The organism is Sorangium sp. So ce1335, assembly GCF_051521615.1.
In the GTDB taxonomy this organism is placed as follows: domain Bacteria; phylum Myxococcota_A; class Polyangia; order Polyangiales; family Polyangiaceae; genus Sorangium.
Window position 1 is genome coordinate 9,713,210 of sequence record NZ_CP150363.1, and the last position, 11,980, is coordinate 9,725,189.

The following is an 11,980-nucleotide window of genomic DNA, read 5'->3' on the forward strand; positions in this document are numbered from 1 at the left end:
GTGTGCTGTCTCGACGGCATGTCTCGACCCCGCGAGCCACGACAAGGGCATCGATGATCCGTCTGGAGCTCTCTGGAGAGCACACCCGGCTCCACTCGACCCTGTGCGCCCAGTGTCCGCAAGGTCCCGCGGGCTGCTGCGTCAGCCCGCCCGAGCTCGACTGGACGGACATCGGTCGCATCGTCTCCCTCGGCGGTCGCGGCTGGCTGCTCGAGCAGATCGCCGCCGGCAACCTGCTCCCCGTGAGCCGCGGGCTCGAGCTCCGGCGCGTGCGGAAGCGGGAGGAGCGCACGGCGCCGCGGCGCTCGAAGTGCGTGTATCACGGCCCGCGCGGCTGCACCGTCCCCGCCGAGCGGCGGGCGGCGACGTGCAACTACTTCCTCTGCGAGGACGCCTTCGCCGAGCGCGTGGACGGCCAGGTCGACCCGGCCTCCGCCGAGAGCCGGCAGGCGCACGCCCTCCTCCGCGACGTTTACGGGCGCTGGGACCGCGAGATCGCCGAGGCCGTCGCCGGCCTGCCGGGAGGGCCGGCGTGGGACGCGGCGTTCCTCGACTGGCTCGGCGCGGAGTTCGAGCGGATCTCGACCGCAGCGCGCGGCGAGCTCGCGCCGCTCGCCCCGCCCGGGTAGCGCGCCGCGCGCCCGCGGTTCGCCACGAAGCGGGCGCGCGGAGGGCGCGCGCCGTGCCAGGACGGCGCCCGCGCGGAGGGCGCGCGCCGCGCCAGGACGGCGCCCGCGCGGAGGGCGCGCGCCGCGCCAGGACGGCGCCCGCGCGGAGGGCGCGCGCCGCGCCAGGACGGCGCCCGCGCGCACGTGCGGCGCGCGTCACAGCATCGCCACGGGATCCACGTCGATGATCACCCGCGCATTGCGGTCGAGGCCGTCCCGCATGAGCCCGGCCAGCGACGCGAGCGTCACCCGGAGCGGGCCGCGCTCGCGCGCCCGGAGGAGCACCCGGAACCGGTACCGCCCGCGCAGGCGGGCGATCGGCGCCGCCGACGGCCCGAGCACCTCGACGCGCCGCGCGAGCCCCTCCGGACAGGTGCGCGCGTGGGCCGCGAGCTTCGCCGCGGCGCCGCGGCCCACGCTCTCGTCGACCGCGTCGATCCGGAGCAGCGCGAGGCGCGTCGCCGGCGGATAGCCCACCTCCTCGCGATCACGGATCTCCCGCTCGAGGAAGCCTGGCACGTTGTGCGCCGCGGCGAACGCGATCGCCGGGTGCTCGGGGTTGCGCGTCTGGATGAGCACCCGGCCGGGCCGATCGCGCCGGCCCGCGCGCCCCGCCACCTGGACGAGGAGCTGGAAGCCGCGCTCGGCCGCCCGGAAGTCGGGCAGCCCCAGCGCGGCGTCGGCGTTCACCACGCCCACGAGCGTCACGTTGGGCAGGTCGTGGCCCTTCGTGACCATCTGCGTGCCGACGAGGATGTCGATCTTGCCCTCGCGCATCCGCGCGAGGATCGCCTGCGACCGGTCCTTGCCCGCGACGTCGCGGTCGAGCCGCGCCACGCGCGCCTCGGGGAACGACGCGGCGATCGTGGCCTCGAGCCGCTCGGTGCCGAGGCCCTCCAGCAAGAGCGTCCGCGAGCCGCACGCCCCGCAGCGCTCCGGCAGCGGCCCCGCGTAGTCGCAGTAATGGCAGCGCAGCCGCCCGCCCTGCGGCCGCTCCTCGAGCAGCCCCGCCGCGGGCGCGCCGGCCGGCGGGGGCGGCGCGCCCGGCGCGCCCGCGGGGCCCGCGTCGCCCACGGGGCCCGCGGCGCCCGCGGGCGCGTCGCGGCGCCGGCCGCGGTGGTACGTCAGCGCGACCGAGCAGGCCTCGCACGTCGTCAGCGTCCCGCACGAGCCGCAGACGACGCTCGGCGCGAAGCCGCGGCGGTTCAGGAACAGGATCGCCTGCTCCTTCGCGGCGAGCGTCTTCTCGAGCGCGCGGTGCAGCGGCAAGGAGATCAGCGGGTCGCCCGAGGGGCCGGCGCCGAAGCGGCGGAGATCGACGAGCGTGACCTCGGGGAGGCTCGCCTCGCGGTGCGCGCGGTCCGGCAGGCGCAGCTCGGTGAGCTTGCCGCGGCGCACCAGCGCGACCGACTCGATCGAGGGCGTCGCGGAGCCGAGCACGCACACGGCCCCGGCGCGGTGGGCGCGCAGCAGCGCCATGTCGCGCGCGTGGTAGCGCACGCCCTCCTCCTGCTTGAACGAGCCGTCGTGCTCCTCGTCGACGAGGATGAGGCCGAGGTCCGGCACCGGCGCGAACAGGGCGGAGCGCGCCCCGATGGCGACGCGCACCTTGCCGCCGTGCAGGCTCGACCACATCGCGTGGCGGTCGGCGTCGCTGAGGGCGCTGTGCAGCACGGCGAGCTCGTCGCCGAAGCGGGCGCGGAAGCGCGCGACGAGCTGCGGGGTGAGGGCGATCTCCGGCACCATCACGAGGGCGCCGCGGCCCCGGTCGAGGCAGCTCTTGATGGCGCGCAGGTACACCTCCGTCTTGCCGGAGCCGGTCACGCCGAACAGGAGGAACGCGCTCGGCCCGGCGTGCCGCGGCTCGTGCGGGGCGCCGGCGCGCGGCTCGCCTCCCTCGGGCGCGGCCGCTTGCCCGGGCGCGGCCGCGGCCGCGAGCGCCGCGTCGATGCGCGCGGCGGCCTCGGCCTGCGCGGCGTTGAGCTCCGGGGGCACGTCGCGCGCCTCGGCGAGGCGGAAGAACGGGTCGCGCGGCGGCTCGCGCTCCTCGAGCGCGACGAGCCCCCGCTCGGCGAGCTTCTTCAGGGCGCTTCGCGCGTTGCCGTGGCGCTCCTCGAGCCGCGCGACCGGCTGCTCGCCGTTCGCGCGGAGCAGCGCGAGCAGCGCGGCGGCCTGCCCGCGGAGCGTGCCGGGCTCCTCGATCGCGTCCGTCGCCCGCGCGTAAGCGACCTTGCGGCCGCCGACCTGCCGGGCGCGGCCGAGGTCGAGGACGCCGTCGAGCTCGCCCTGGGCCTTCAGCGCGCGCACCTGGTCGCGCTCGATCGCCGGCAGCGCCAGCCGGAGGACCTCGCCGATCGGCGCGAAGTAGTAGGCGGCGAGCACTTGCAGGAACGAGAGCAGCTCGGCCGGCAGCGCCGGGCGCGCGTCGACGAGCGCCGCGAGCGGCTTGATCCTGGACGGATCGATGGCCGTGCTGCGCTCGCTCACGGCGAGCACGACGCCGAGCAGCTTGCGCCTGTGAAATTCGCAGAGCACCCGCGCCCCGGGCCGCACCTCGGCGGCGAGCGCGGCGGGGACCTCGTAGGTGAAGGCCTGCGAGAGCGGGACGGGCACCGCGACGTCGGCGAGGAGGGGCATCGCTCCGGGAGGGCCGCGCGCTGCGCGGCACGGGCGAGATACCAGAGAACGCCGCGCGGGACGAGGAACGCACGGCGCGCGCCGGCGCGCCTCGCAGCGAGCTCGCCAGAGCGCCCCGGGAGATCGCCAGAGCTCCCTGGGCGCTCGCCGAGAAGACGAGGCAAAAAAAAGCGCCGCCGGGGCCTCGGGGGGGGGAAGGCCGCGCCGGCAGCGCTGTCCGGACATAGAGCACCGTCCGTGCCATCCGGGATGTTCGCGATCCGAACGTATTTCACTTCAGATGCTACGTCCCTGATTTCGAATCTGAAATTTCAGCATCCCACGCCTGCAAAGCGAGGTGCGCCGCCCTGTTCAGGCGTGCCGTGGGGCGCCGGGGACCTTGCGCTGGGAACGCCCGAGGCGACCGCGCGGGCCGCCGAGGGCTCGCGTGATGAGGGGTTCACCCGCTGGACGTCGGCGGCGCGGGCGCAAGGAGCTGTGAATGCGCGCAACAGGCACGCGCTTCTGAGGAGGGAACATGAGCGGAACCGCAGTCTTGGGGGGCATCGAAGCGCAGGACTGGATCGACCGGATCGCCGACCCGCTGCAGCGCGGCATCCAGTCCGCCCTGAGGAGAGCGCCCACGGTCGCCAAGGTGCTCCACGGGAAGTTCCTCGGGCACCCGCTGCACCCGGTGCTGGTGACCGTCCCCATCGGCGCCTGGTCCTGCGCGCTGGTGCTCGACCTCGCCGGCGTCGGACGCGGGCGCCGCGGGCGCAAGCTCCACCGGGGGGCGGACGCGACGGCCGCGATCGGCCTCGCAGGGGCGGTCGTGGCGGCGGTCGCCGGGCTCGCCGACTGGAGCACGACGCTCGGCCCGGCGAAGCGGGTCGGCTTCGTCCACGGCGCGATGAACATGGCGATCGCGGGCCTGTACGGGGCCTCGCTCGCCTCGCGGGCGATCGGGCTGCGACCCGTCGGGATCGCGCTCTCGACCGCGGGCTTCGGCCTCGCCGGCGCGAGCGGCTGGCTCGGCGGGGAGCTCATCTACCGCTACGGCGTGGGCGTCAGCAACGACGCGTGCGAGCGAAAGCCGGAGACGCAGGTCCCGGTGCCGGAGGCGCCGATCGCCGAGCCCGCGTGAGGGAATGGTCGGCGCGGCGGGCGTAAGGCGGGCGAACGAGGAGAGAGAGACCGCCAGGGCGCCAGGAGACAGGGAGAGAGGGCTCCTGGCCCTCCCGGCGGCCTGGAAGGGCTACCGCGCCACGAAGTAGCAGCCGGCGATGCAGAGCGCGACGAGCACGAGCAGCAGCGCGCTGTGGAGGAGCAGCGGCACGAGCGTGCGCTGCGGCGGCGGACTCCGCATCGGCGCCGCCGCCGTCGGCGCCGCCGCCCTCTCCAGCGGCGCGGCCGCCGCCATCGCCGCCGGCGTGGCGGCGGCTGTCGCGACCGGTTCGAGCACCGCGGGCGGGCCGAGCTCCAGCGCCCGCACGGCGCGCTCGCGCGCGCGGCGGGCGGCGACCATCTCGGTGCCGAAGTTGTCGCGCAGCCACGCGCCGAAGCGCAGCGGGCTCGCCGTCAGCTCGGCGGCCGCCGCGTAACCCGTCACGTCCCGCAGCATCGCCGCCGCGCTCGGGTAGCGATCGTCGGGCGACACGGCGAGCGCCCGCGCCACGATGGCGTGGAGCGTCGCCTCCTCCGGGAGCCCGCGCTCGACGAGCGGCGGGATCGCCGCGCGCCGGGCGAGCTCGAGGAGCTCGCCGCGCGCCTCCTCCTTCGAGAGCGACGCCCCGGGGCTGTACATCCGCCGGCCGGAGAGCAGCTCCCAGAGCAGGATGCCCGTCGCGAAGAGGTCGGAGCGCGCGTCGAGCGGCTCGCCGCGGGCCTGCTCGGGGCTCATGTAGCCGGCCTTGCCCTGCAGCGCCTCGTCCAGCGCCCCCCCGCCGCGCTCGTGCGCGCGGGCGATGCCGAAGTCGCAGAGCTTGATCTCGCCCTCGAAGCTCAGCAGCACGTTCGACGGCGAGACGTCGCGGTGCACGACGCCGTTGCGGTGGGCGTAGGCGAGCGCCTGGAGCGCCTCGACGACGATCAGCAGCGAGAACGCGACAGGGAGCTTCACCTTCTGGCGCGCGCAGCGGCGGAGCAGCTCGCGCAGGTCGAAGCCCTCGACGTATTCCATCGCGATGAACAGCGCGCCGTCCTCGCGGCCGAGGTCCTCGACCTGCACGATGGACGCGTGCCGCAGCCCCGCGGCGAGCCGGGCCTCGCTCGCGAGCATCTCCACGAAGCGCGGGTCGTGCGCGAACCTGGGGGCGACCTCCTTGATGGCGACGAGGCGCGCCGCGCCGAGGTCGGTGCGCACCCGCGCCAGGTAGAGGTCGGCCATCCCCCCCTGGCCGATGTGGTCGAAGAGGGTGTAGCGGCCGAGTCGGCACGGCAGCAGCCGCCCGACCCGCGGCCCGCGCGCCGCGCGGTGGGGGGCGGGCTCCTCGCGCACGGGGCCGACGTCGAGCGGCGGCAGGCCGGAAGGCGGGTACGGGAGCGTGCCCGCGCGACGCACATCGAGGCGATCGATCTGCACGAGCCCTCCTCGCAGACCTGGCCCGGACGGGCCAACTAAGCGGCTGCCCGACCCCCCGGCCCGAGCGGCGCCGGCCGCGTGCGCCCCGATCGACGGGGGCCCGGGCGCGCCGGGGGCCGCGCGGACGGGAGCGCACGCGCCGACCGCGTGCAGCGCGCGCGGCGACGGGCTACATCCGGCGCATGACGTTCAGCGTGGGCTGGGGACCGGCCTTTGCCGGGTCGTTCATCCGCATCGTCGACGACCGGGGTCGCAAGCACGAGTGGCGCGCCCCGCCGCAGCGGATCGTCTCGCTCGTCCCGAGCGACACCTACTCGCTGGTCCGGCTCGGGGCCAGGGATCGCCTCGTCGGCCGCACGCGCTACTGCGTCGCGCCCGCCGAGGACGTCGAGCGCATCGAGGCCGTCGGCGGCACGAAGGACGCCGACGTCGACCGCATCGTCGCGCTCGAGCCCGACGCCGTCGTCGCCAACCAGGAGGAGAACAGCCAGCGCGACATCGAGCGCCTGGACGCGGCGGGCCTCCGGGTGCTCGTCTCGTTCCCGAGGCGCGTCGCCGACGGCGTGGCGCACCTCGCCCGGCTGGCGCGCCTGCTCGGCCACTCCGCGGCGCCCCCGCGCCCCGCCGCCCCCGACGCGACCCTGAAGGCAGAGGCCGGCGCCCCGGCCGCGCCGCCGTCGCCCGCCGCGTCCGCCGCCGCGCGCGAGCTCATCGCGACCGCCTACCGCGCCCACGCCGCGGCCGAGGCGCGGCGCCGCGAGCGCCCGCCGGTCCGCGTCTTCGTCCCGATCTGGATGGATCCGCTGATGACCGTGCACGGCGACACGTTCATCTCCGACATGCTCGACCTCGTCGGCGCGCAGAACGTCTTCGGTGATCGGCCCCGGCGCTACCCGCTCGCGGCCGACCTGGGCAAGGCGGCGCCGCTCCCGCCCGAGCGCGTCCAGGGCCGCGACCTCCGCTACCCCCGCGTGACCCTCGACGAGGTGATCGCCCGCGCCCCGGACATCGTGCTCCTGCCCGACGAGCCGCACGCCTTCACCGACGCCGACGCGGCAATATTTCGCTCCCTCGATATTCCCGCCGCCCGCCGCGGCCACGTGATCCGGTGCGATGGGAAGGACCTCATGTGGTACGGGGCGCGGGCGCTCGAGGGGCTCAATCGGCTGCGCGAGATCATCGACGCCGCCCGTCCCTGACGCAGCGCGATCGCCTGTTCAGGGGGCGCGCGGCGGCGCAGCGATCGAGCGCATCGCCGCCGCAGCAAGCCCCCTCCTCGCCACGCCGCAGTTGGGGTAGGACGGTACGATGACGTGGACACGGGAGACGTTGCGAGCAGAGATCATCCAGCTCCTGGAAGGACACACGGCCGGCGAGGTGAAGATCGAGGAGTCGAGCCATCTGGTCGCCGACCTCAGCCTCGACTCGCTGGGGGTGATGGAGATCGTCGCGGACATGGAGGACAAGTTCGACCTCTCGATCCCCGACGAGATGTTGCGCGAGGTCGACACGGTCGCCGACGTCGTCAAGGCCATCGAGCTCCGGCTCAAGAACGAAGGAAGGCTCTCGGGATGACGGCTGTTTGGAAAGCGCGGACGGTCGCACAGGCGATCGAGGACGCAGCGGCGAGCACCAAGACGGGCTATCGCTTCATCGAGGAGTCGAGCGAGAACGAGCCGTTCTTCACCCACGGCGGCATCGAGCGGGCGAGCGCCCGCCTCGGCGGCGCGCTCCAGGCGCTCGGGCTCCAGAAGGGCGATCGCGTCGCGTTGATCCTGCCGGACAACGCCGACTTCATCTTCGCCTTCCTGGGCGCGATCCGCGCGGGCGTCATCCCGGTGCCCATCTACCCGCCGACCGGCCTCGGCAAGCTGACCGGCTACCTCGAGAACACCCTGCACATCGTCGCGAAGAGCGGCGCCAAGGTGCTGCTCACGAGCGCCGAGATCAAGCGCATGCTCGGCACGATCCAGGCGCAGGCGCCGGAGCTCCAGCAGATCGTGGCGGTGGAGGGCATCCGGGGCTCCCGCGAGGAGCTCAGGCCGGTGAAGGTCGAGCTCGACGACGTGTGCTTCCTCCAGTTCACGAGCGGCTCGACGTCGCGCCCGAAGGGCGTGGTGCTCACGCACGCGAACCTGGCGGCGAACGTGCGGGCGATCGTGGAGCTCGGCCTCGGGGTGCGCGAGTCGGTGGACACCGGCGTGTCGTGGCTGCCGCTCTACCACGACATGGGGCTCATCGGCTTCGTGATCGCGCCGCTCTATTACGTCAACACGGTCACGTTCCTGCCGCCGCTCCTGTTCCTGAAGCGGCCGGTGCGCTGGCTGGAGACGATCACGCGCCACCGGGGCAACGTGTCGTTCGGCCCGAACTTCGCTTATGCGCTCTGCGTGAAGCGGATCCGGGAGCAGGACATGGCGGGGCTCGACCTGTCGACGTGGCGGGTGGCGGGCTGCGGCGCCGAGCCGATCCGGGCGGACAACCTGCGCGCGTTCGCGGAGAAGTTCGCGTCGGTCGGGTTCGACGAGAAGGCGTTCGTCTGCTCGTACGGGATGGCCGAGAGCACGCTGGCGGTGTCGTTCAGCGCGCTCGGGACCGGGCTGCAGACGGACTCGGTCGACGGCGAGACGCTCTGGAAGGAGGGCAAGGCCGTGCCCGTGCCGGCCGAGAGCGAAGGGGCGTCGGCGCTCGTGCAGTGCGGGTCGGCGTTCGAGGGGCACGAGATCGCGGTGTTCGCGTCGGACGACGCGGAGAGCGCGCGGCCGCTCGGCGATCGCGAGGTCGGGGAGCTCAGGCTGCGGGGCCCGAGCGTGATGGCCGGCTACTTCAACGATCCGGACATGACGACGGAGGCGTTCGCGGGCGGGTGGCTGCGGACGGGGGACCTCGGGTACCTCGCGGAGGGCAAGGTCTATATCTGCGGGCGCTCGAAGGAGGTCATCATCGTCAACGGGCGCAACTACTACCCGCAGGACCTCGAGTGGGAGGCGAGCCGCGTCGCCGGGGTGCGCAAGGGCAACGTCATCGCGTTCGGGACGATGAAGCCGCACAACGACCGCGAGCGGGTGGTGATCGCCTTCGAGACGGCGGCGACGGACGAGCAGGAGAGGCAGGGGCTGAAGGGCGAGGTGCGCCGCGTGGTGCAGCAGGCCATGGGGCTCACGGTCGACGACGTGGTGGCGGTCGGGATGGGCGTGCTGCCGAAGACGTCGAGCGGGAAGCTCCAGCGGAGCAAGACGCGGGAGCTCTACGAGAACGGGGAGCTCCTCATCCGCAGCTCGTCGCGGGACGGGGACCGGCTGGACGCGGCCAAGGAGTTCGCCAAGAGCCAGATCAACTACTTCCGCCACGCCATCTTCCGCGGGCGCGGGGGGTGAACCGGGGCGGGGGCGGTCCTCGGGGGGGGTCTCGATCGCAGGGCGTCGCGCGGCCGATGCGTTGACGCACGCGCCGCCGGTGAAGCGGGCGGGCGGGCAGGGGTGCGCGTGAAGGCGTAGCCGCTCGTGCGGGGGGCCGTTATCGTCCGCGGCCGGAGGGCGACCCATGCCTGCCTGGCTCAATCAGCTCCTGCCGATCCTCCTGCTGCTCGCGGCCATCGCGGTCGTCACGCGGCGGCTGCCGAAGATCGACCTCGGACACTCGGCGGAATTCCGGCGACGGCGGTTCTTCAACTGGTTTCCGCTCGGGCTCACCTACGCCTTCCTCTACATGGGGCGTTACAACTTCTCCGCCAACGCGTCGGCGCTCGACGCGATGGGCCTCGTCAGCAAGCAGGAGTTCGGGAACATCGACGGATGGGGCTCGGCCGTCTACGGGATCGCCTTCCTGCTGAACGGGCCGCTCACCGACCGATGGGGCGGACGCACCACCATCCTCCTCGCTGCAGGCGGGTCCGCGGTCATGAACGCGCTCATGGGCGGGGCCGTCCGACTCGCTCAGGACGGGCAGCTCGGGCACGACACGGCCGTCACCGCGATGACGGTGCTCTTCGCGGGCAACATGTACTTCCAGAGCTTCGGCGCCGTATCCATCGTCAAGGTGAACGCGCCGTGGTTCCACGTCCGCGAGCGCGGGATGCTCGGCGGCGTCTTCGGGATCCTGATCTCGCTGGGGCTCTACTTCGCCTACGACTGGAGCCGGTTCATCGCCAAGGTCCTGCCCATGCCGTGGGTCTTCCACGTCCCCGCCCTGCTGCTCGTCGGGTTCGTGGCGCTCGACTTCTTCCTCATCCGCGACACGCCGGGCCAGGCGGGGTTCAAGGACTTCGACACGGCCGACGCCTCGTCGGGCGACACGGGCGAGCCGCTCGGCCCCGTCGCGGTCGCGCGGCGCATGTTCTCGCAAAAGGTCATCTGGATCATCGTCGCCATCGAGTTCTGCAGCGGGTTCCTGCGCAACGCGGTGATGAAGTGGTACCTCATCTTCGCGGCCAAGACCGGGCTCGAGGGCTTCGTGTCGGCGCACTGGGGCGTGCTCCTCTGCATCGCCGGCATCCTCGGCGGCGTCTTCGCCGGCTTCATCTCCGATCACGTCTTCGAGTCGCGCCGCGGACCGGTGGCGTCGGTGCTGTACGCAGGGCTCGTGATCGGCGCGGCGATCGTCACCTTCACGCTGAGCCTCCCCATCGCGGGGTGGACCGTCGTGTTCATGTCCCTCTGCGTGATCGGCGTCCACGGCATGCTCTCCGGGACCGCGAGCATGGACTTTGGCGGCAAGAGGAACGCCGGCGTCGCGACGGGCATCATCGACGGCTTCGTCTACCTGGGAACGGCAGCCCAGTCGTTCCTCTACGGGAGCATCCTGCCCTCCGGCGACGCGGCGAGGGACCCGGGCAACTGGATCGCCTGGCCCGTCGCCATGCTCCCGGTCGCCCTCGTCGGCTTCGCGCTGGCGACGCGCGTGTGGAACGCGAGGCCGCAGCGGCACACGGCGGCGCACTGACGCGGCGGCCTCGCCGGCGCACGGGGTGGAGGCGAGCCCGTCGCGGCGAGCAGGACCGAGGCCGCGCCGCTCTGCCGCTACAGGATGATGGGATCGCAGTTCGTGTACAGGAGCGTCGAGATCATGAAGCTCGATCCGCCGCTGCGGCGCTCCGCAAAGAAGATGTCGAGCGGGTAGTCCTTCCCGAGCTCGAGGCCGAGCTCCTCGGCCATCTCGTCGAGATCGATGGTGTCGAACATCGATCCGTGGACCCCGCCCAGATCCATCACCAGCTGGTTGTTGATGAACACCCAGATGTCGTCGTCGCCACCGAAGATGAAGTCGTCCTCGCCCCTGTACCTGAAGCGCATGTGGAGCTCGAACGTGAACCCGTAGTTGTGGTCCCAGCCCTGGTTGCCCCAGCCCTGGCCGTCGATGGGGAAGAACTCCTTGCTGCGGAAGAGACGAAACACGCCATCGCTCACGTCGAGGGGGACGAAGTACCGGACCGAGCGGTTGACCCCGAGGACGTCCCGGAACCATTGATCGAAGTACTCGGGCCCGGACGTGTACTCCGTGGCGCCCTCATGGGCGTACACCGGCTTCTGGTCGGGGCCGAGCACGGGCTCGACGATGCCCTCCAGGCCCGTGCCCGCGAAGCGCTCGAAATCCGGGTGCCCTCCGGGCGTGCCGTACGCCTTGAAGTCGCGCACCACCCCTTCGAGCCGCGGCGCGCAGCCGTCGTTCCCGCCGCCCGAGGAGGACGACGCCCCCTGGGCCGCTCCGCCGCCGGCGGGCGCGATGTCGCCGCCGATGCCGGTCCCGGAGGAGCCGCCGCCCGCTCCGGAGGCATCGCCGCCCAGCCCGGCGGAGTCGCTCGTTCTGCCGATGAACTCGGGGGTGGCGGTACACCCGGCGAGCGCGAGCGCCGAGGCCGCCGAGAGGAGGATGGCCAGCGATGGCGCAAAGCCCTGGAGAAAGGATGCCGTCGGCACAGCCATGTTCATCGAGATCGTCTCCTGCTCCGGCAATGGCATAACACGGCACATGGTGAGTGGCGGTATCTAGCATATCGGGTCGACTCGCGCCCGCGTGCCGCCCTGCTCCGTGGGCTCAGCGGGACGAACGCCGGAACGATCTGCCAGGATCGAGGGGCCATGGGCCCCGGGAGGCGTGCGGTCCTCGGGGACATCGC

9 protein-coding genes are annotated in these 11,980 nt (G+C 73.3%); 6 read left to right on the forward strand and 3 right to left on the reverse strand.

The features are described 5' to 3' along the window. Nucleotides 1-53 precede the first annotated feature (53 nt). The gene (locus WMF24_RS36190) at nucleotides 54-629 is read left to right on the forward strand and encodes a hypothetical protein (RefSeq protein WP_437732012.1); all 576 of its coding nucleotides are present in this window, start codon (nucleotides 54-56) and stop codon (nucleotides 627-629) included. Nucleotides 630-824: 195 nt separating this feature from the next. Here the strand turns inward: WMF24_RS36190 and priA are convergent, their stop codons facing one another. Further along, on the reverse strand, nucleotides 825-3,305 hold the full coding sequence (priA, locus tag WMF24_RS36195) for a replication restart helicase PriA (protein WP_437732013.1): 2,481 nt from the start codon (nucleotides 3,303-3,305) through the stop codon (nucleotides 825-827). A gap of 517 nt (nucleotides 3,306-3,822) precedes the next feature. Between priA and WMF24_RS36200 the strand changes: the two genes are divergently transcribed. Next, complete coding sequence (locus WMF24_RS36200; RefSeq protein ID WP_437732014.1) at nucleotides 3,823-4,428, forward strand: DUF2231 domain-containing protein; 606 nt, start codon at nucleotides 3,823-3,825, stop codon at nucleotides 4,426-4,428. Between the two features lie 111 nt (nucleotides 4,429-4,539). Here WMF24_RS36200 and WMF24_RS36205 read toward each other — a convergent pair whose 3' ends face one another. Beyond that, the gene (locus tag WMF24_RS36205) at nucleotides 4,540-5,865 is read right to left on the reverse strand and encodes a serine/threonine-protein kinase (protein WP_437732015.1); all 1,326 of its coding nucleotides are present in this window, start codon (nucleotides 5,863-5,865) and stop codon (nucleotides 4,540-4,542) included. 182 nt (nucleotides 5,866-6,047) lie between these two features. On the opposite strand from WMF24_RS36205, the gene WMF24_RS36210 reads away from it, so the two are divergent. From WMF24_RS36210 to WMF24_RS36225, 4 genes are all read left to right on the forward strand, one after another. Further along, nucleotides 6,048-7,064: a helical backbone metal receptor gene (locus WMF24_RS36210; protein ID WP_437732016.1), complete on the forward strand. Its 1,017-nt coding sequence runs from the start codon at nucleotides 6,048-6,050 to the stop codon at nucleotides 7,062-7,064. A 109-nt stretch (nucleotides 7,065-7,173) separates the two neighbouring features. Further along, nucleotides 7,174-7,440: an acyl carrier protein gene (locus tag WMF24_RS36215; protein WP_437732017.1), complete on the forward strand. Its 267-nt coding sequence runs from the start codon at nucleotides 7,174-7,176 to the stop codon at nucleotides 7,438-7,440. Next, on the forward strand, nucleotides 7,437-9,242 hold the full coding sequence (locus WMF24_RS36220) for a fatty acyl-AMP ligase (RefSeq protein ID WP_437732018.1): 1,806 nt from the start codon (nucleotides 7,437-7,439) through the stop codon (nucleotides 9,240-9,242). The genes WMF24_RS36215 and WMF24_RS36220 overlap by 4 nt, the downstream gene beginning before the upstream one ends. Before the next feature lie 166 nt (nucleotides 9,243-9,408). Beyond that, a complete protein-coding gene (locus WMF24_RS36225) occupies nucleotides 9,409-10,806 on the forward strand; it encodes an MFS transporter (RefSeq protein WP_437732019.1) in 1,398 nt (465 codons plus the stop codon). 77 nt (nucleotides 10,807-10,883) lie between these two features. Here WMF24_RS36225 and WMF24_RS36230 read toward each other — a convergent pair whose 3' ends face one another. Next, nucleotides 10,884-11,792, reverse strand: a complete 909-nt coding sequence (locus WMF24_RS36230; RefSeq protein ID WP_437732020.1) for a fibro-slime domain-containing protein — start codon at nucleotides 11,790-11,792, stop codon at nucleotides 10,884-10,886. Between the last annotated feature and the right edge of the window lie 188 nt (nucleotides 11,793-11,980).